At 68.9% G+C, this 19,232-nt stretch carries 15 protein-coding genes; 9 read left to right on the top strand and 6 right to left on the bottom strand.

The window, feature by feature from the left end:
* Positions 1 to 3: 3 nt before the first annotated feature.
* Positions 4 to 993 (top strand): ADP-glyceromanno-heptose 6-epimerase, encoded by a 990-nt coding sequence (gene rfaD / locus ACQY68_RS09815; RefSeq protein WP_428152631.1) that lies wholly within the window; start codon positions 4 to 6, stop codon positions 991 to 993.
* Entirely contained in the window at positions 990 to 2,096 is a 1,107-nt protein-coding gene (locus tag ACQY68_RS09810; RefSeq protein WP_428149201.1) for a DUF3089 domain-containing protein, read from the top strand. Before rfaD ends, ACQY68_RS09810 begins: the two co-directional genes overlap by 4 nt.
* On the opposite strand, the gene recG is transcribed toward ACQY68_RS09810, so the two are convergent.
* Positions 2,093 to 4,183 carry an ATP-dependent DNA helicase RecG gene (gene recG / locus ACQY68_RS09805; RefSeq protein ID WP_428149200.1) on the bottom strand — a complete coding sequence of 697 codons (2,091 nt, stop codon included), beginning with the start codon at positions 4,181 to 4,183 and terminating at the stop codon, positions 2,093 to 2,095. The genes ACQY68_RS09810 and recG overlap by 4 nt on opposite strands.
* A gap of 98 nt (positions 4,184 to 4,281) precedes the next feature.
* Here recG and ACQY68_RS09800 point away from each other — a divergent pair, with 98 nt between their 5' ends.
* Genes ACQY68_RS09800 through ACQY68_RS09790 form a run of 3 tightly spaced genes read left to right on the top strand, consistent with a single transcriptional unit; the run spans position 4,282 to position 8,533 of the window.
* Positions 4,282 to 4,596, top strand: a complete 315-nt coding sequence (locus ACQY68_RS09800; protein ID WP_428149199.1) for a succinate dehydrogenase assembly factor 2 — start codon at positions 4,282 to 4,284, stop codon at positions 4,594 to 4,596.
* Positions 4,596 to 8,042, top strand: coding sequence for a transcription-repair coupling factor (gene mfd, locus ACQY68_RS09795; RefSeq protein WP_428149198.1), 3,447 nt, complete (start codon positions 4,596 to 4,598; stop codon positions 8,040 to 8,042). The genes ACQY68_RS09800 and mfd overlap by 1 nt, the downstream gene beginning before the upstream one ends.
* Positions 8,039 to 8,533, top strand: a complete 495-nt coding sequence (locus ACQY68_RS09790) for an N-acetyltransferase family protein (protein WP_428149196.1) — start codon at positions 8,039 to 8,041, stop codon at positions 8,531 to 8,533. Before mfd ends, ACQY68_RS09790 begins: the two co-directional genes overlap by 4 nt.
* 8 nt (positions 8,534 to 8,541) lie before the next feature.
* Here the strand turns inward: ACQY68_RS09790 and ACQY68_RS09785 are convergent, their stop codons facing one another.
* Both ACQY68_RS09785 and ACQY68_RS09780 read right to left on the bottom strand, forming a co-directional pair.
* Entirely contained in the window at positions 8,542 to 9,135 is a 594-nt protein-coding gene (locus ACQY68_RS09785) for a dihydrofolate reductase family protein (RefSeq protein WP_428149194.1), read from the bottom strand.
* 63 nt (positions 9,136 to 9,198) lie between these two features.
* Positions 9,199 to 10,515, bottom strand: a complete 1,317-nt coding sequence (locus ACQY68_RS09780) for a diguanylate cyclase domain-containing protein (RefSeq protein ID WP_428149193.1) — start codon at positions 10,513 to 10,515, stop codon at positions 9,199 to 9,201.
* 209 nt (positions 10,516 to 10,724) lie between these two features.
* Here ACQY68_RS09780 and ACQY68_RS09775 point away from each other — a divergent pair, with 209 nt between their 5' ends.
* A complete protein-coding gene (locus tag ACQY68_RS09775; RefSeq protein WP_428149192.1) occupies positions 10,725 to 11,627 on the top strand; it encodes a YihY/virulence factor BrkB family protein in 903 nt (300 codons plus the stop codon).
* On the opposite strand, the gene ACQY68_RS09770 is transcribed toward ACQY68_RS09775, so the two are convergent.
* Entirely contained in the window at positions 11,593 to 11,829 is a 237-nt protein-coding gene (locus ACQY68_RS09770; RefSeq protein ID WP_428149191.1) for a sulfurtransferase TusA family protein, read from the bottom strand. The genes ACQY68_RS09775 and ACQY68_RS09770 overlap by 35 nt on opposite strands.
* A complete protein-coding gene (locus ACQY68_RS09765) occupies positions 11,826 to 12,320 on the bottom strand; it encodes a CinA family protein (RefSeq protein WP_428149190.1) in 495 nt (164 codons plus the stop codon). The genes ACQY68_RS09770 and ACQY68_RS09765 overlap by 4 nt, the downstream gene beginning before the upstream one ends.
* Positions 12,321 to 12,407: 87 nt before the next feature.
* Between ACQY68_RS09765 and ACQY68_RS09760 the strand changes: the two genes are divergently transcribed.
* A complete protein-coding gene (locus ACQY68_RS09760; protein WP_428149188.1) occupies positions 12,408 to 14,699 on the top strand; it encodes a fused MFS/spermidine synthase in 2,292 nt (763 codons plus the stop codon).
* 14 nt (positions 14,700 to 14,713) lie between these two features.
* Here ACQY68_RS09760 and ACQY68_RS09755 read toward each other — a convergent pair whose 3' ends face one another.
* Positions 14,714 to 15,847, bottom strand: a complete 1,134-nt coding sequence (locus tag ACQY68_RS09755; protein WP_428149187.1) for a bifunctional 2-C-methyl-D-erythritol 4-phosphate cytidylyltransferase/2-C-methyl-D-erythritol 2,4-cyclodiphosphate synthase — start codon at positions 15,845 to 15,847, stop codon at positions 14,714 to 14,716.
* Positions 15,848 to 15,911: 64 nt separating this feature from the next.
* Here ACQY68_RS09755 and dusB point away from each other — a divergent pair, with 64 nt between their 5' ends.
* The gene (gene dusB, locus ACQY68_RS09750; RefSeq protein WP_428149185.1) at positions 15,912 to 16,973 is read left to right on the top strand and encodes a tRNA dihydrouridine synthase DusB; all 1,062 of its coding nucleotides are present in this window, start codon (positions 15,912 to 15,914) and stop codon (positions 16,971 to 16,973) included.
* Complete coding sequence (locus ACQY68_RS09745; RefSeq protein WP_428149183.1) at positions 16,970 to 19,231, top strand: ATP-binding protein; 2,262 nt, start codon at positions 16,970 to 16,972, stop codon at positions 19,229 to 19,231. The genes dusB and ACQY68_RS09745 overlap by 4 nt, the downstream gene beginning before the upstream one ends.
* Position 19,232: the final 1 nt, after the last annotated feature.

The raw sequence follows: 19,232 nt of genomic DNA, 5'->3' as shown, positions 1-19,232 counted from the left end.
CGCATGATCGTGGTCACCGGCGGCGCCGGCTTCATCGGCTCCAACATCGTCTCGCGCCTGTGCTCGGAGGATCGCTGGGATGTCGTCGTCTGCGACAGGCTGGAGGACGCCAATCTCGGCAAGTGGCGCAACATCGCCAAGTCGGCCATCGCCGACTTCTGGCAGCCGGAGGAGCTGTTCCTGCAGCTCGAACGCCATGCCGGGCGGGTCAGCGCCGTCGTCCACATGGGCGCCATCTCTTCGACGACGGAGCAGGACGCCGACCTGATCCTCCGCACCAACTTCAGCCTGTCGCGCGACATCTGGGACTGGTGCGCCCTGAACGACGCGCGGATGATCTACGCCTCATCGGCCGCCACATACGGCGACGGCGAGGCCGGGTTCGAGGACGCCGACGATCTCGCCTCGATCTCGAAGCTTCAGCCCCTGAACGCCTATGGATATTCGAAGAAACTGTTCGATCAGTATGCCGTGCGCGAAGCGTCTCGCGATCACGCCCCGCGCCAGTGGGCCGGCCTGAAGTTCTTCAACGTCTACGGCCCCAATGAGGACCACAAGGGCGGGATGAAGTCGGTCATCGCCCAGATCTGGCCCAGGGTCACGGCCGGCGAGACCGTCAGCCTGTTCCGCTCCCATCATCCCGACTACGCCGACGGCGGCCAGCTGCGCGACTTCGTCTTCGTCGACGACGTGGTCGATATCATCGACTGGCTGCTGTGCACTCCCGAGGTCAGCGGCATCTTCAACGCCGGATCGGGTCAGGCCCGGTCCTTCCTCGATCTCGCCAACGCGACCTTCGCCGCCGCCGGCAAGGAGCCTGCGGTCGCCTATATCGACATGCCCGAGGTCATCCGCGACCGGTATCAGTACTTTACCGAGGCGAAGATGGACCGCGTCCGCGCCCTGGGCTTTGGCGGCCAGGCGACACCGCTGGAAGAGGGCGTGCGTCGTTACGTCCAGTCCTTCCTGTCGCAACCGGATCCCTATCGGTGAGATTGCCGCGGCTGACCTTCTGGCAGGGGGTGGGCTGGCTCGGGTTCGCCCTGGTGTTTCTGATCGCGGCCGCCGTTGCGGTCTGGCGCGGCGATATCCTGAAGGCGGGGCTCGACCCCCAGGTTCCGTTTCAGACCTACGAGCCGCCGCCCGCGCCTGACTACAGCCAGACCAGCGCCTGGGCGATGCGCGAGATGCGGGCGCCGACCTCGGGACCAGCCGCGATCTTCTTCCTGCATTCGACCACCTTCGACGGCGGCAAGGACTGGAACGGGCCGATCGGCGACCCGGAGGCCGACGCCTATCTGGAACGGGTCGTGATCCCGAACTACGCGGGACCCTTCGCCAAGGCGGGGGCGATCAGCCTGCCGCGCTATCGTCAGGCCTCCCTTTACACCCGCCTGACCCTGCGCGACGACGCCCGCGACGCCCGCGCCTTCGCCTATGGCGACGCCCTGGCCGCCTTCGACACCTGGCTGCAGGCCCACCCGGGCGGGCCGCTGGTTCTGGCCGGGGTGGAACAGGGCGGTGAACTGATCGACAGGCTGGTGCGCGAACGTGTGGCGGGTGACCCGGCTCTGCGGCGCAGGGTCGTCGCCGTCTATCTGATCGACGTCATCGTCGCCGCTGACAGTCTCGCGCCCGCCTTCCCCGCCTGCAGCACGGCGACCAGCGTCGGCTGTGTCGTCGGCTGGTCCCAGGTCGGAGACCAGAACGAGGGCGCCGCACGCCGCCGCCTTCGCCGCGCCCTGGTCTGGGACGACGCAGGCCGACTGGTCGACCTGAACGGTCGGACGGCGCTTTGCGTCAATCCGGTCAGCGGCGCCACGGGCGATACCGGGGTTCCGGCCCGCCTGCATCATGGCGCGGCCAACGCTACCGGGCTCGAATGGGGGGTTCGCCCCGCCTTCATCGACCGAGCCGTGGCGACCCGATGCCAGGACGGCATCCTGCGTCACACCGAGCTGACGACGGAGTCGTTCAAGGAGGTGGGTAACTGGGCTGACCGCAGAAAAGCGCGCCAGTACAATCTGTTCTATGCCGATATTGAGGCCGATGTTGAGCGTCGTCTGAATGTCTGGGCGGCCTCCAACACCCCCTAGTCGAGACCCGCCCGGTCGGTCTTCCAGTCGAACAGGGCTTCGAGCACCTTGATCGCCTCGCCGCGCGGACTGGTCAGATCGGGGTCTCGCCCCAGAGCCAGCCGCGCATCGTCGGCCGCCGCCAGCAGCAGCGACCGGTGCCGGATCGGGTCGGCGAACCGATAGGCCGGGAAGCCGCTCTGCCTGAGCCCCAGAGGGTCGCCGCCGCCCCGCAGTCGGAAGTCCTCCTCCGCGATCTCGAACCCGTCTTCGCTTCGCCTCAAAGTCTCCAGCCGCTCCCTGGCCGTATCCCCCAGTCCTCCATCCTGACCGCCGTACAGCAGGATGCAGGCGCTCGACTTTGCCCCGCGCCCGACCCGGCCGCGCAACTGGTGCAACTGGGCGAGGCCGAACCGGTCGGCGTGCTCGATGACCATGATCGTGGCGTTGGGCACATCGACGCCGACCTCGACGACCGTCGTCGCCACCAGAACCGAAATCCGTCCGTCGGCGAAATCGGCCATCACGGCCTCCCGCTCTGCGCCAGGCATCTGCCCGTGCGCGAGCCCGACCTCGACATTCAGGATACGTCGCAGATCGCGAGCCCGCTCCTCGGCCGCCGCCAGATCGCTCGCCTCGGATTCCGCCACCAGAGGGCAGATCCAGTAGGCCTGCGCACCGCTTTCGACCGCCGCCTTCAGCCTCTGGGCCACCTCGCCGATGCGGGCGAGGGGCAGGACGGCGGTGGAGATCGGCGTGCGTCCGGGCGGCTTCTCCATCAGCCGGCTGACCTCCAGTTCTCCGTACTGGGTCAGCTCGAGCGTGCGGGGGATCGGCGTCGCGGACATGGTCAGCAGGTGAACCCCGCCGATGCGCGGATCGCCCTTGGCCTGCAGCCGCGCGCGCTCGTTGACCCCGAACCTGTGCTGTTCGTCGATGACGGCCAGGGCCAGCCGGTCGAACCGGACGGCATCCTGGAACAGGGCGTGGGTGCCGATCGCAACCTTGGCCTCGCTCGACGCCAGAGCCGCCAGCCGGTCGCGCCTTTCGGCCGGCGTGTCGCGTCCGGTCAGCAGGATCGTCGGCGCACCCGCCGCCTCGAGCATCGGCGCGAGCCTCTGGTAGTGCTGGCGCGCCAGGATTTCCGTGGGCGCCATCAGGGCGGACTGGAAGCCCGCGCTCGCCGCATCGGCCAGGGCGAGCGCCGCCACCGCTGTCTTGCCCGAGCCGACGTCGCCCTGAAGCAGCCGCCCCATCTGTTCGCCCGAGGCTAGGTCGCGTCGGATCTCAGCCAAGGCCTGAGCCTGCGCACCCGTCAGGTTGAAGGGCAGGGCGGTCAGCAGGGCATCCGACACCTCACCCGGCGCGATGATCGGCGAGGGCGTGATCTGCCGCGCCCGTTTCCGCCTCGCCAGCGCCAGTTGGTGCGCGAACAGCTCGTCATAGGCCAGACGCTGACGCGGCGCGGCGTCCGGCGCAAGGTCGGCCTCGCCCGTTGGCGCATGAAGGGCCTCGATCGCCGCATGCCAGCCGGGCCAGCGCTGCTTCGCCAGCCAGGCCGCGTCCTGCCACTCGTCCAACTCCGGTGCGGACGCCAGGGCGCCCAGCGCCAGCTTGCGCACCACCCTCGACGTCAGGCCCGCCGTCGCTGGATACACGGGCTCCACGGCCGGAATGTCCTCGCCCTTGTCCAGCGCCACGATCCAGTCGGGGTGCACGATCTGCACCTCGCCGTTGAACCGCTCGACCTTGCCGGACACCAGCCGTCGCTCGCCCTGGGGCAACTGCCGGTCGATATGTTGCGGACTGCCGCCGAACCAGATCAGGTGGACGAAGCCCGTCTCGTCGGACGCCCGCACCTTCAATGGCACGCCCGGCCTCCCCGGTGCGATCATCCGGTCGACAATGACGTCGAAGATCCCGACCTCACCGTCGACCGCATCGGCTGCGTTTGTCCGCCGCCGCGTGATCACCCCGGCCGGCGCCAGGAACAGCACATCGCGCACCAGCGGCCCGGCCAGCTTTTTGATCAGCGGTTCGACCTTGGCCCCCACCCCCTTCAGGCTGGTGACCTCCGCGAACAGGGGAAAGAGAATCTGGGGCCGCATCGATGCTGACATTAGACGGCGCCGCGCCGCTGGCGAAACGGGAAGCGGAACGCTATCTGGAAGCCACTGTTGAATGACTGGACCGGGCAAGGATTCTTGTGGCCGATAACGATGCGTGTGCCGAACTTCACCAGCAGCGGCTGGGCCGGATCACCTTCCGGGCGTGGCGGCGCGGCTTCCGAGAGGCGGACCTCGTGCTCGGCCCCTTCATGGAACGCGAGGGCGCGACCCTGAGCGACACCGACCTCGACCAGCTGGAGGCCCTGTTGGCCGAGGACGACGATCACGAACTCTACGCCTGGATCATCGAGACCAAGCCGACGCCGCCTGAACACGACACCATGCTGATGACCAAACTCCGAACCTTCATGCGCGCCCATGTCGCCGCCGCCGTCGCCGATGGAGCCGGCTGATGGACGCTCAGATCAAAAGGACCGACCACGAACTGGGCGGCGCGCCGGAGGGGCTGGATGCGCTCATCGTCGCGGATCGTCTGCGAGCGACGGGCGGCGTCGGCGTCTTCGTAGCCCGCGACTTCTCGCGCTCGACATCGTTCGTTCAGGCGCTCAGCTTTTTCGCCAAGGACATTGAGGTCGTTGAGTTTCCGGCCTGGGACTGCCTGCCGTATGACAGGCTCAGCCCGACGTCCGGCGTCTCTGCCGAGCGAATGGCCGCGCTGACGGCCCTTGCCAAGCGCGGCCTCGACGATCGCAATCCCATGCTGGTTGTCACGACCGTCGCGGCGGCGATGCAGCGAACCCCGCCGCGCGAGGCGACCTTCGCCGCCAGTTTCGAGGCGCGCGTCGGTCGCGACCTCGATACGGCCGCGCTCGAGACCTACTTCACCACCAACGGCTACATGCGCGCCTCGACCGTCAACGAGCGCGGCGAATACGCCATTCGGGGCGGGGTCATCGACGTCTTCCCGCCGGGGTTCGAAGAACCGGTCCGTCTCGACATGTTCGGGTCGGAGCTGGAATCGATCCGCACCTTCGACCCGGCGACCCAGCGTTCGACCGGCCAGCGCAAGGCGGTGTCCCTGTCGCCCGTGTCCGAGGCCCTGCTGGATGCCGAGACCATCAGCCGCTTCCGCACCGGATACCTGAACCTGTTCGGCGCGCCCGGCGACGATCCCCTCTATGCGACCATCAGCGAAGGCGCCCGGCGTCAGGGGATGGAGCACTGGATCCCGCTGCTCTACGACCGGCTGGAGACCCTGTTCGACTATCTGCCGGACGACGCCTCACTGTTCCTGGATCATCAGGCGGAGACCGCGCGGGCTGAGCGCTGGAACCTGACCCGCGATGCCTATGAGGCCCGGCAGGAGGCGTCGAAGGCCAAAGGCGGCGCCGCCAACCGCGCCCTGCCGCCGGATCGCCTCTACCTGCCCGACGCCGACTGGAACTCCGCGCTCGCGGGCCGCGCCGTGCGTCGTCTGTCGCCGTTCTACGCGGCCGACGAAGACGCGGGCGGCAATCTGGGCCGGACCTTCGGGGCCGAGCGGGCCCAGGACAGCGTCAACCTGTTCGAGGCCGTCGCCGATCACGCTGCGAAACTGAAGGCCCAGGGCAAGCGCGTCCTGTTCGCCTCCTGGAGCGAGGGCTCGTCCGACCGGCTCGGCGTCATGCTGGCCGACCACGGACTCGAGCATGTCGTCGCCGTGCGCGACTGGGCCGACGTCCAGAAGGCGTCGAAGGACCTCTATCTGCGCGCCGTCCTGCCGGTTGAGCACGGTTTCACGACGGGCGACCTCGCCGTCATCTCCGAGACCGACATTCTCGGCGACCGTCTGGCGCGGCCGAAGCGCAAGCGCCGTGCGTCCAACTTCCTCGCCGAGGCCTCGGCCCTGACGACCGGCGACCTCGTCGTCCACCTCGATCACGGCATCGGCCGCTACGAGGGGCTGAAGACGCTGGATATCCAGGAGGCGCCGCACGACTGCCTCGAGCTCCTTTACGCCGGCGACAGCAAACTCTATCTGCCGGTTGAAAACATTGATCTTCTGACGCGCTACGGCTCCGAATCTGACGGCGTCCAGCTCGACCGCTTGGGCGGCGCGGCGTGGCAGGGCCGCAAGACCAAGGCCAAGGCCCGTCTGCGGGACATGGCTGAGGGTCTTATCGCACTCGCCGCCAAGCGCGCCCTGCGGGTCGGGGAGGCGGTCACCCCGCCGGCCGGCCTGTTCGACGAGTTCTGCGCCCGCTTCCCCTACGAGGAGACGGACGACCAGCTCAACGCCATCGGCGACGTGCTGGAGGATCTCGGCAAGGGCGTGCCGATGGACCGGCTGATCTGCGGCGACGTCGGTTTCGGCAAGACCGAGGTCGCCATCCGCGCGGCCTTCGTCGTCGCCATGTCGGGGCAACAGGTCGCCATCGTCTGCCCGACGACGCTTCTGGCCCGCCAGCACTTCAAGACCTTCTCCGAACGGTTCGCCGGCTGGCCGATCAAGGTCCGCCACCTGTCCCGCATGGTCACCGCCAAGGACGCCGCCGAGACGCGCGCGGGCCTCAAGGACGGCAGCTTCGAGATCGTCGTCGGCACCCACGCGGTCCTTGCCGAACAGGTCGGCTTCAAGGACCTGGGCCTCGTCATCGTCGACGAGGAGCAGCACTTCGGCGTCAAGCACAAGGAGAAGCTAAAGAGCCTCCGCGCCGACGTTCACCTGCTGACCCTGACCGCCACGCCGATCCCGCGCACGCTTCAGATGGCCCTGTCCGGCATCCGCGAGATGTCGATCATCGCCACCCCGCCGGTCGATCGCCTGGCCGTGCGGACCTATGTCGCCCCTTGGGACCCGGTCATGGTCCGCGAGGCCCTGTTGCGGGAGAAATATCGCGGCGGCCAGGCCTTCTACGTCTGCCCGCGCCTGTCGGACCTGCCCGGCATCGAGGAGTTCCTCCGCGTCCAGGTGCCCGAGATCAAGTTCGTCGTCGGCCACGGCCAGATGTCGCCGACCCAGCTGGAAGACGTGATGAGCGCCTTCTACGACGGCTCCTATGACGTGCTGGTCTCGACCACGATCGTCGAAAGCGGCATCGACATTCCGACCGCCAACACCCTGATCGTGCACCGCGCCGACATGTTCGGCCTGGCCCAGTTGCACCAGATCCGCGGCCGTATCGGCCGCTCCAAGGCCCGAGCCTTCGCCTACCTGACCACTGATCCGAAGCGGCCGATGACCCTGTCGGCCGAGCGTAGGCTGCAGGTGTTGCAGTCGCTCGACAATCTGGGCGCCGGCTTCCAGCTCGCCTCCCACGACCTGGATCAGCGCGGCGGCGGCAATCTGCTGGGCGACGAACAGTCGGGCCATATCCGCGAGGTCGGCGTCGAACTGTACCAGCAGATGCTCGAGGACGCGGTCGCAGAACTGCGCCAGAACGGCGAGGGTGGCGTCGTCGATCGCGGCTGGTCTCCGGCCATCAACGTCGGCGCAGCCGTATTGATTCCAGAGGATTATGTCTCAGACCTCAACGTTCGTCTCAGCCTCTACCGCCGCCTGTCCGACGCCGAGAACACCGAGACGCGCGAGGCTCTGGCCGCCGAACTGATCGATCGGTTCGGTCCGCTGCCGGACGAGGCGAAGCAGCTGCTCCGCATTGTCGGCATCAAGGCCAGTTGCAAGACGGCCTGTATCGAGCGGATCGATATCGGGCCCAAGGGCTGCGTCCTGACCCTGCGCGACAACACCTTCCCGAACCCCATGGGGCTGGTTGGCCTGATCCAGAAGAACCACGCCTTCTGGAAAATCCGCCCGGATCAGAAGATCGTCGTGAAGGGCGACTGGCCCACGCCCGAGGATCGCCTGAAGGTCGCCGAACGGATTACGACCGATCTGGCGCGGGTCGCCGGGGCTTGAACGAGGTCACGGTCCGGTCCGCGACAGACGCCGACTGGCCGGCCATCTGGCCCATCGTCGAGGTCGTGGTGCGGGCAGGGGAGACCTACACCTACCCCCGGGACCTGACGCAGACCCAGCGCCGGGCGATCTGGATGCAGACCGCGCCGGGCATCACCCTCGTGGCGGTCGACGACGATCAGGTGCTGGGCAGCGCCAGGGTCACGCCGAACCAGATGGGGGGCGGCTCCCACGTCGCGAACGCCAGCTTCATGGTCGGGCCTGCCGCGCGGGGCCGGGGCGTCGGGCGGCTGCTATGCGAGGCTGCGCTGGATCAGGCCCGCTCAGCCGGCTTCCGCGCCATGCAGTTCAACGCCGTCGTCGAGACCAATACGGTGGCCGTCGCGCTGTGGAAGTCGCTGGGCTTCGACATCGTCGGCACGGTGCCGGAAGCGTTCGATCATCCGACGAAGGGCTTCGTCGATCTCCACATCATGCACCGCCGGCTCTGACCCCGAGGCTAGCGCTTCACCCGATAGTGCAGGTGGGTGGCGAAACGGGTCGCCCGCGCGGACACGGGCTCCAGCTCCGCCGTCAGCCCGTCCCACAGCCGCTCGCCTGCGCCGAGAACGATCGGCGCCATCTGCAGATGCAGGTCGTCGATCACCCCGGCGTTCAGATAGTGCCGCGTCGTCGAGACGCCTCCGGCGATCGCGATCGATCCGTCCCCGACCGTCGACCGCGCCGCCGCCAGGGCCGCGTCCGGTCCGTCGGTGATGAAGTGAAACGTCGTGCCGCCCTCCATGACCAGCGGCTCGCGCGGATAGTGGGTCAGCACATAGACCGGCGCGTGATAGGGCGGATTCTCGTCCCACCAGCCGCGCCAGTCGCCGGTCCATTCGCCCCGGATCGGGCCGAACATGTTGCGGCCCATGATGAAGGCCGAATAGTCGCAGATCGCCTTCATCTCCCCGGCGTTGTTCTCGCCGTCCAGGAACATCCAGCGATGCAGGTTCTGGCCGCCCACGCCAAGCGGCGTCTCCAGCGTCTGATCCGGACCGGCCCCGAAGCCGTCCAGCGAAATCGTCATATGCGCGCCGACGCGACCGGCCATGGCGAACTCCCGTTTTGATCCCCGGGCCCGACTATGCGCGTCCCGATGGCTCTGTCTATCCGGTCAGGCGAGCTCGGCCAGCATGTCGGCCGAGGCGCGTTCCAGCACGGCGGCGGCGCCTTCGCCCGGCATCAGTTCGGCCACTCCGACGCTGAACTCGACCACGAAGGGCGTCCGGTCGGGACCGGCGTCGAAGGCCGTGCAGCCGATGACCGCCGCGATCCGCTCCACCGCCAGTCGCGCCTGCGGTCCCGGTGTGGCGGGCAGGGCGAGGGCGAAGACCTCGGGAGAGAGGCGGGCGGCGGTATCCTCGACCCGGACCAGACGCGACACCATCGCCCCGATCTGGGGCATGGCGCGATCCAGCCAGCCGCCCTGGCGCGCGCGGGTCAGGCTGTCGCTGTCCGACACCCGGAGCACGCATACCGACAGCGGGCGACGCCGCGCCGAGGCCGCCTCCGCGACCCGGCCCAGATGGCTGGCGAACAGGTGCCGGGTGAACAGGCCCGTCGACGGATCCATGATCCCCGCGCCGCGCGCGCCTTCCAGCGCCTTGCGGATGGCCAGATGGCGACGATGGGTCTTCGCCAGGTCCAGGACGCGCGCGGCGGCCTCGGGCTCCGGCGTATCGGCGGCCGCCACTTCCGAGAAGCCCCGGTTGTAGAGTTCGCTGAGATTGATCTCGCCTTCGGACCGCAAATAGAGGGCCAGCGGGATATGATAGAGGCGCGTGTTCCGCTTCATGCCCGAGGCGATGGACAGAGCCGGCGCATGGTCGGGCGCGCCCCACAGGACCGCGGCGTCGAAGGCGCTTTCGTGCAGATAGTCGAAGGCTGTGTAGGGCGTCGGCGCCGCAACCACCTCGGCCCCGGCGGCCGTCAGGGTGTTCGACAGGGCGATGAACCGATGATCCGGCGCCCCGGCGATCAGGATTCGCACCGGGCTGTCGTCCGGCAGGCCGGGGTCCAGCATCGCGCCGTGGAGGGAGAATGTCGCCTGACGCAGGCGAAACTCCTCCTCGGCGATGGCGGCGCGGACCAGCTGTTCGATGCGCAGGGCGGCCTGGGCCGGGTGAGGGGGCTCGGCCATCGTCAGGTCGAATCTCGCCCCCGAAAGTTCGGCCGCCCTGGGCCCGAGGGCGATGATCGGCAGACGACGCGCGCCGGCGGCGAGTCTGAGCGCCTCCGGCAGGGCCGATATTTCGGGATGGTCGGCGTCGAGGACGGCGGCTTCCAGCTTGAAGTCGGTCAGGGCCGCCACGGCTCCCGCGCCCGATCGGGCCGTCATCGTGCGCCAGCCCAGTGAATCCAGCCCCCGGCAAAGGGCGCCGATCCGCTCATCCGTCTCGGCGACGACCAGAACGCGTGGATCCGAACCCAAAATCGATGACTCCCCCTGCGCGACCGGACGGCCGCGGCTCCTGCACGAAGCGCGCGGACCATACCGATGCGCCCCGGTGCGGCGCAACGGGCCAGATGCCCGCGACGGGGGAAAACGACGAAGGGCCGCCGCTTCCAAATCGGGCGTTTTCCGCTAGAGTCTTCCATTGGGCTACGGCGGGAACCGGCTTGAGCGGACACACGAAAGAAATGACGTCGCCCGGATTCTGGGTGCGGCTATCGGGGCGGGCGTTTGCCCGCAGCTGGGGCCGGGACGTCATGCTCTACACGGGCGGGGTGTCGTTCTTCGCCCTGCTGGCGGTCTTCCCGGCGATCGCCATCCTGATCGGCTTCTACAAGGCCGTGCTCTCGATCGCGCAGGTCAGCGAGCAGGCGGCGGCCTTGGCCGACGTCATGCCTCACGCCGCCCGCGCCATCTTCCGCGCCGAGATCGAACGGCTGTCGAACGCCTCGGCGCGCGCCGTCTCGACCCAGAGCGCCTTCGCCCTGATCGTGGGCGCCTATGCCGCGCATCGGGGATTCAAGGCCTTGCTGGCCGGTCTGAACCTCATTCATGACGAGACGGAGCCGCACGGCTTCTTCAAATTCAACTTCCTGGCCTTCGTCGTGGCCGTGGTCGCCTTCGCCCTGTTCACCATCGTCTCGGGCGCCGTGGTCACCGCCCGCCTGCTCGAGCACGCCGGCCCCGCGGTTTCCCAAGGCGGCCTGCCGTTCAACGGCCTGCTGCCGGCGGCCGGGCTCGGTCTGGGACTGACGCTGCTCTACCGCTACGCCATGTCGCACCGCGATCCGGTGGCCTGGTTCCCGTCGATCGTCGGCGGGTCGGTTGCGACCATCCTGTCGATGCTCTCGTCCTGGCTTTGCGCCATCTATGTCGAGCAGATCGCCCAGCTCGGCGCGACCTACGGCTCGGTCGGCGCGGTCGTGGTCCTGCTGATCTGGCTGTCTTGGAACGTCAACGCCATCTTTTACGGCGGCGCCTTCGCCACCGAGATGGAGATCGCCGACCGCTCCAGAGGCGCGCCGGACATCGCGCCACAGGACAGCCCCTCCGTCGTCAATCTGTCGGAGCGGCGCGCGTCTCGACGGTAAGGGTCAGGACGCCGTCGGCTTCCTCGACCGACACGACCCGCCCGCCCAGGCCCTGCATCAGATAGGGCACGTCGATCCGCGCCATCGGATCGGTCGCCAGCAAAACCAGACGCCGCCCCTCCAGCCCCTCGGCCGCCTTCCTCAGACGCAGGCTCGGAACTGGACAGCGATGGCCTCGCGCATCGACGACGATCTCGCTCACGCCGCCTCGCACGCCGCCAGCAGCAGACCAAGCGCGACCCGGACGCTCTCCAGCCGCACCTGTTCGCGGCCGATATCGCCGAACCGCCGGGCCGCGTGCTCGAGGCCCTCGGGACCCGCGCAAGCGAAATGCACCAGACCGACCGGCTTCTCCGCCGATCCTCCGCCCGGCCCGGCTATTCCCGTGATCGACACGGCCAGGTCCACGCCTGCCGTCACCCGTGCGCCGCCCGCCATTGCGCGCGCCACCGGCTCCGACACGGCGCCGTGCGCCTCCACGGTCTCGGCCGGAACGCCCAGCATCTCGGACTTGGCCGCATTGCTGTAGGTGACGAAGCCCCGGTCGACGACGGCCGACGAGCCTGCCACCGCCGTCAGAGCCCCCGCCACCAGCCCGCCGGTGCAGCTCTCCGCAGTCGCCACGGTCCACCCGCGCGTCGAGGCGGCGGCGATCACCGAGGCCGCCAGTCGCTGGATATCGTCCGGGAACATGCGTCTTTCCGATCCGTGCGCGAGTCAGTCTAGGCTCGCCCTAGCGCGCCCGTCTGTCGATTGCACGCGCGCCAGACCGGGGACCCCATGACCGACGCAGCCCTGCCGGAAGACGCCTCGCCTTCGACTGGGGATGGCGACCGCGTGACGCCGATCCTGTTCGCCGTGGCCATCTTCACCTCGGCGGCCCTGGTCTTCGTCGTCCAGCCGATGGTGACCAAGCTGGTCCTGCCCATGCTGGGAGGCTCGCCCTCGGTCTGGAACACGGCCATGGTCTTCTTCCAGACGGCGCTGCTGGCCGGTTACGCCTACGCCCACGGGCTGCAACGCATCGGCTCGATGCGGACCCAGATGGCCGTCCATCTGGTCCTGCTGCTGCTCGCCGCCCTGTTCCTGCCGCTGAAGATCAGCGGCGTCCTCGGCGATCCGGATCCGAACGCTCCCATCGGCTGGCTGCTGGCCACCCTGGCGCTTTCCGTCGGCGCCCCGTTCGCCGTCCTGTCGGCGACCGCGCCATTGCTCCAGGCCTGGTACGCCCGCGTCCGCGCCGGCCACGCCGACGGCCAGAATCCCTATGTCCTCTACGCCGCCTCCAACCTCGGCAGCTTCCTCGCGCTTCTCGCCTATCCGCTGCTGATCGAGCCGCTGATGAGCCTGTCGGGCCAGCGCGCGACCTGGAGCGGGGGCTATGCGGCCTTCATGCTGATGATCGTGGCCCTCGCCTTCGTCGCCTGGCGACGTGGCCAGATCGGCGACGCGCCGGTCGCCAGCCTCAAGGTCAGCCCGCCGATTCCGTGGCGCGAGAAGGTCATCCTCGTCCTTCTGGCCGCGGCCCCGTCCAGCCTGATGCTGGGCGTCACCGCCCACCTGGCCACCGACGTTGCCTCGGCGCCCTTCCTCTGGGTCATTCCCCTGGCCCTGTATCTGCTGACCTTCGTCATCGCCTTCCAGGACAAACCGTGGATCCCGCTGCCGATCACCCTGGTCATCGCGGCGGCCGTCAGCCTCGCCTGCATCGCCTTCACGGCCTTCCGCACCGGGGACTGGATCCTGATGTTCGGGCTCCATCTGGGCGCCTTCTTCCTGCTGGCCCTGATGTGCCACCAGAGGCTGGCGGCGCGGCGTCCCCCGCCGGACCGGCTGACGGAGTTCTATCTGCTGATGTCGCTGGGCGGTGTCGTCGGCGGCGCCTTCACCGCGCTTCTCGCGCCGGTCCTGTTCGACGGCGTCTGGGAGTACCCGCTGGTCCTGGTCCTGGCCGGTCTGGCCCGCCCCCTGAACAAGGCGCCGATCAGAAACTGGGAAGTCTATCTGTTCGTCGGCGCGGTCCTCGCCACCGGCCTGCCGCCGTTGCTTTCGGCGGTGTTCCAGGCCGACTGGGGTTTCGCCTGGTGGTTCAACAACAACGTCTCGGACAACATGCCGGGCCTGACCCAGTTCATCATGCTGGGGCCGATTCTCGCCGGCTTCCTGCTCAGGGACCGGACCCCGGCCTTCGTCGTGATCGCCGGCCTGATCGCGCTTTCGACGGCCTATATCGCGCGCGGCTATGACGCCGCCTTCACCGACCGCAGCTTCTTCGGTGTGATGAAGATCGGCGTGACCCAGGACCCGCGTCTGGGCGGCCAGGTCAACATCCTGATGCACGGCACGACCCTGCACGGCGCCCAGCCGCGCAACCCGTCCTTCGCCTGCATGCCGACCCTCTACTACGCCCCGGCCAGCCCGATCGGTCAGACGACCCAGATGCTGCAGCTTCGCCGCCCGGCCCTGAAGATCGGCGTGGTGGGGCAGGGGTCCGGCGCCATGGCCGGCTACAAGCGCGCCGCCGACGAGATGAAGTTCTTCGAGATCGATCCGATGGTGGACCGGCTGTCGCGCGATCCCCACTTGTTCACCTTCATCTCCGACTGCGCAGACGGGCCGATCGAGACGGTCCTCGGCGACGCCCGTCTGACGATGGCGCGCGAGGCTCCAGGCACCTACGACCTCTTGCTGATCGACGCCTTCTCGTCCGACTCGGTTCCGACCCACCTGCTGACGGTCGAGGCCATCGAGGGCTATCTGAAGCTGCTGAAGCCGGACGGGGTGGTAATCCTCCACCTGTCCAACCGCAACCTCGACATCACCCTGCCGGCGGCGGCGGCGGCCCAGCGTCTGGGCGCGGCCAGCCTGCACCAGCTCTATCAGGAATCACCCCTGGCCCCCGACATGGCCGAGGCCTCGACCGAGGCCCTGATCCTGTCGCCGACCGCGGCGGGGCTGGCCGAGTTCCGCGAGCAGCGTCAGTGGCGCACCCTGGCGCCGACGGACGTCCGCCCGTGGACCGACGACTATGTGAACCTGTTCGGCTCCCTCTGGCGTCACTTCAGGCAGTGACGCCAGCCCTCTGATCAGGCAGGCAATTCGATCGTCGCGATGGCGGAGGCGGCCAGGCCTTCCTCGCGCCCGGTGAAGCCCATCTTCTCCATCGTCGTCGCCTTCACGGAGACGGCGTCGAGCGGGAGGTGCAGGATTTCCGCGAGCCGCTCCCGCATGGCCTGACGGTGCGGCTTCACCTTGGGACGCTCGCAGATCAGGGTCACATCGACATTGACCAGCCGACCGCCACGCGCCGCCAGCCGCTCGACCGCATGGATCAGGAACTGGTCCGAGGCCGCGCCCTTCCACTTCGGATCGGTCGGCGGGAAGTGGTCGCCGATGTCCCCGTCGCCCATGGCGCCCAGGACCGCGTCGGTCAGCGCGTGCAGCCCGGCGTCGGCATCCGAATGACCGATCAGGGTCTGGCTGTGCGGGATCTCGACCCCGCACAGCCACACGCTGTCTCCCGGCCCCCAGCGGTGGGCGTCGAATCCCTGACCGACGCGCGTCTGCTTTGCGATCAAGGCCTCGGCCATGGCGAAATCCTCGGGATAGGTCAGTTTCATCAGTCGCGGATCGCCCTGGACGAGGCGAACGGTCCCGCCGTCATGCTCGACCACGGCCGCATCGTCGGTGGCCGCCGAGCCTTCGGGCCAGGCCGCGTAGGCGGCGATCAACCGGTCGGCGCGGAACGCCTGGGGCGTCTGTGCGCGCCACAGGCCGTTCCGCTCCACGGTCCCCTCGATGCTGTCCGTCCCACGCTTCAATGTGTCGGAGACGGGCAGGGCGGCGATGGCCCCGTCCGCCCCGGGCAGGGCCTCCAGCAGCCGGCGGACCATGTCGGCGGAGAGCAGCGGACGCGCCGCGTCGTGCACCAGCACCGGCCGGTCCGCCGCCCCCGTCAACCCCTCAAGCCCGGCGCGCACCGAATCCGCCCGCTCGACGCCGCCCGCCACGGCCCGCCATTTCTCCAGTCCGGCCAACGCGTCCGCCGCGCGCTCGAACCCGTCGGCGGAGACCACCACGACGACCTCCTCGGCCCCCGCCTTCAGCAGCGCCTCGACCGACCAGCGCACCACGGGCTTGCCGCCCAGCGGCCGCCACTGCTTGTCGCCCCCGGCCCGGGAGCCCGAACCGGCCGCCACTACGATCGCTGCAAAACTCATGTCCGCCTTCTAAGCGCCGGGTTCACGGTTGACGAGGGGCCAGGCTTCGCGTGTTGACGGACGGATGAGCACAGGGATTCAGATCGGCGACGTCGCCATTCCCGGCCGGGTTCTGATGGCGCCCATGACGGGCATCACGGACCTGCCGTTCCGTCTGCTCGCCAGCCGCCTGGGCGCCGCCTATGTCGCGACCGAGATGGTGGCCGCCGCAGAGCTGGCCCGCGCCCGACCCGACGTGGTCCGCCGCGCCGCCGTCGGGGACGGCCTGCCTCTGACCGTGATCCAGCTGGTCGGTCGCGATCCCTCCGCGATGGCCCAGGGCGCGCGCATGGCGGAGGCCGCGGGCGCCGACATCATCGACCTGAACTTCGGCTGCCCGGCCAAGGAGGTGACCGGTTCCGCTTCGGGTTCGGCCCTGATGCGCACGCCCGACCTCGCGGGACGGATCATGGCCGCGGCGGTGGCCGCGACCTCGCGCCCCGTCACCGTCAAGATGCGCCTCGGCTGGGACGATGACACGAAGAACGCGCCGGAACTGGCCAAACGCGCCGAGGACCTCGGCATCAAGGCCGTGACCGTCCACGGCCGTACCCGCCAGCAGTTCTACACCGGCAATGCCGACTGGGACGCCGTCGGCGCGGCCAAGGCGGCCGTCTCCATTCCGGTCATCGTCAACGGCGACATCATCACCGCCGAACAGGCGAGGGAGGCGCTGGACCAGTCCGGCGCCGACGCCCTGATGCTTGGCCGCGGCGTCTATGGCCGTCCCTGGCTGGCGGCCCACCTCGACCGCGCCCTGCGCGACGGTACGGTCCTCGTTGAGCCCGACCGCCGGGAACGGTTCGACATCGTCGTCGCGCACATGACGGCCTCCTGCGACTTCTACGGGGCCCAGCTGGGCCTGCGCATGTTCCGGAAACACCTCGGCTGGTACGTCGAACAGGCGCCTTGGCCCGCCGATCCGGACGAGCGCCGCGCCGCTAAGAGCCGGTTGTGCCGCCTCGACGATCCGATTCTGGTGGCCGACGCTCTCGCGGATTTGTGGGATTTGCCCGCACCTTCGCTGTATTTCAGCAACTCTGCTGTTGAAGTTTCGCCACAGGTGGTTGAAGCTTCCGGGACATGACGGACACGCCCGCCACGCTTCCGGCCACAGAAGGCGACCCTTCCTTCTGGGGACGTCTCGCGGCCGGTCGGGCGCGGGCCGCCTTCGGCGCCGCCTATGTCATCGCCTTCCTGATCACCGGCGCGGCCATCTGGCTGGTGGCCGTGGCTCCCGGCGCCGGCGCGGGCGACGACGCCCGATCGACCGCCAGCCGCGCGGTCCTGTTCATCCTTCTGGCCAATCTCATCCTGATCGTGGGTCTCGCGACCATCATCGGCGCGCGGGTCATGCGCCTGTCCCAGCGGCGGCGCGAGGATCCGGGCGCGCGGTTGCATTTGCGGTTCGTCGCCCTGTTCTCCCTCGTCGCGGTCGTCCCTGCGGTCCTGATCGCCCTGGTCTTCGGTCTTCTGGTCAATCGCGGCGTGGACCAGTGGTTCAGCCAGAACGTCCGGTCGGCCGTCAACAACGGCGCCTCCATCGGCAGGGCCTATGTCGCCGACGTGAACGGCGGGCTGGAGCGCGACTTGGGCACGATGGCCAACGAACTGGGCGGGGTGCGCGGCGCCTTCGACAACCGGATCCAGTTCTCCAGCGCCCTGACCCAGATCGCCGATTTCTTCGGCTATCCCGCTGTCTACATCCTCGACGGCCAGGGCGAGGTTTTGGCGCAGAGCGATCTGCCGGACGCCCCCGCCTATGTCGCACCGCCGCGCGAGGCGTTCGAGACCGCGGCCGAGGGTCAGGACGTTCCGCTCGCGGTCACCGAGCATCCGGACACGATCCGCGCCCTCTATCCGCTGCCGGACTACGGCGACGCCTATCTCTACGTCGTGCGCCCGCTCGCACCCGGACTCGTCGCGCGGATGCGCAACGGAGAGGAATCGATTCAGGGCTACCGCGTCGCCGAGGAGAGCCGGGCCCGCATCCAGGCGGCCTTCGCCCTCAGCTATCTCGAGACGGCCCTGCTGGTCCTGGTCGGGGCTGTCTGGCTCGGCATGTCGGCGGCCAGCGCCATATCCGCCCCTATCGGTCGTCTGGTGATGGCGGCGGATCAGGTCGCGGCCGGCGATCTCAGCGCCCGGGTCGAACCCGACGGCGCACCCGGCGAAATCTCCACCCTGTCGCACGCCTTCAACCGGATGACCGGCGACCTCCAGGCCCAGCAGGCCGCGCTGAAGACCGCCAGCGACGAGGCCCAGGATCGCAGCCGCTTCATCGAGACCGTCCTGTCCGGCGTCAGCGCAGGCGTCATCGGTCTGGACAGGCGCGGGCGGATTTCCGCCATCAATGACAGCGCCTTGCAGCTGCTCTCCATCTCGGAGGTTGAAGTGCGCGGCAAGGCCCTGGCCGATATTGCGCCGGAGCTCGGCGATCTGGTCCGTCGCGTCGAGGCCCATATCGAGGAAGACATCGACGTCGCCCGCGAGGGCGAGACCCGGCGTCTGCGCGTGCGCATCGAGGGCGGGGTCGGCGGCGAGATGGTGCTGACCTTCGACGACATCACCCGCCTGGTCACGGCCCAGCGCAACGCCGCCTGGCGCGACGTCGCCCGCCGGATCGCCCACGAGATCAAGAATCCCCTGACCCCGATCCAGCTCTCGGCCGAGCGTCTGAAACGCAAATTCCGGCCCGGCATCAAGGACGACGTCGAGATCTTCGACCGATGCACCGACACCATCATCCGCCAGGTCGGCGACATCGGCAGGATGGTCGACGAGTTCTCGTCCTTCGCCCGCATGCCGGCCCCGCGCTTCACCAACGAGAACCCGGCCGAACTGCTGCGCGAGGCCGTCTTCGCCCAGCGCGTCGCGGCGCCCGACCTGCCGGTCGACCTGGTCGAACCCCTGCCCAAGGCCAAGATGAAGGCGGATGGCCGCATGGTCGGTCAGGCCCTGGCCAACATCCTAAAGAACGCCGGCGAGGCCGTCGCCGCCCGCCGTCTCGCCACGCCCGCCGAAGAGGCCCGGACCGCCATCATCGCCCGGCTGCAGATCGAGAACGACATCGCCACCTTCATCATCGAGGACGACGGCAAGGGCCTGCCCGTCCGTGATCGCGACCGCCTGACCGAGCCCTACGTCACCACGCGCGAGAAGGGCACGGGCCTCGGCCTCGCCATCGTCAAGCGCATCTGCGAAGACCACGGTGGTGAGCTGAAACTGTCAGATGCCGACAGCCTGCACGGCGCCAAAATCTGCCTGATCTTTCCCCTCAACCCCACCGGCAAGGCCGGGCGTGAAACGGAGCCTCGCGGCGCCGACGCCCCGGCGGCTGAATAGC

This window comes from Brevundimonas sp., from assembly GCF_965278935.1.
Taxonomy (GTDB): Bacteria; Pseudomonadota; Alphaproteobacteria; order Caulobacterales; family Caulobacteraceae; genus Brevundimonas.
The sequence above is the reverse complement of the archived record's forward strand: the minus strand, read 5'-3'. Positions and strand labels throughout refer to the sequence as shown.

Excerpts from the sequence above, each read along its gene's own strand:
- dusB (WP_428149185.1), top strand. The coding sequence starts at position 15,912 with ATGAGCACAGGGATTCAGATCGGCGACGTCGCCATTCCCGGCCGGGTT.
- recG (WP_428149200.1), bottom strand. The coding sequence starts at position 4,183 with ATGCGGCCCCAGATTCTCTTTCCCCTGTTCGCGGAGGTCACCAGCCTG.
- ACQY68_RS09765 (WP_428149190.1), bottom strand. The coding sequence starts at position 12,320 with ATGTTCCCGGACGATATCCAGCGACTGGCGGCCTCGGTGATCGCCGCC.
- ACQY68_RS09775 (WP_428149192.1), top strand. The coding sequence starts at position 10,725 with ATGACGTCGCCCGGATTCTGGGTGCGGCTATCGGGGCGGGCGTTTGCC.
- ACQY68_RS09785 (WP_428149194.1), bottom strand. The coding sequence starts at position 9,135 with ATGGCCGGTCGCGTCGGCGCGCATATGACGATTTCGCTGGACGGCTTC.
- ACQY68_RS09745 (WP_428149183.1), top strand. The coding sequence starts at position 16,970 with ATGACGGACACGCCCGCCACGCTTCCGGCCACAGAAGGCGACCCTTCC.
- rfaD (WP_428152631.1), top strand. The coding sequence starts at position 4 with ATGATCGTGGTCACCGGCGGCGCCGGCTTCATCGGCTCCAACATCGTC.
- ACQY68_RS09760 (WP_428149188.1), top strand. The coding sequence starts at position 12,408 with ATGACCGACGCAGCCCTGCCGGAAGACGCCTCGCCTTCGACTGGGGAT.
- ACQY68_RS09755 (WP_428149187.1), bottom strand. The coding sequence starts at position 15,847 with ATGAGTTTTGCAGCGATCGTAGTGGCGGCCGGTTCGGGCTCCCGGGCC.
- mfd (WP_428149198.1), top strand. The coding sequence starts at position 4,596 with ATGGACGCTCAGATCAAAAGGACCGACCACGAACTGGGCGGCGCGCCG.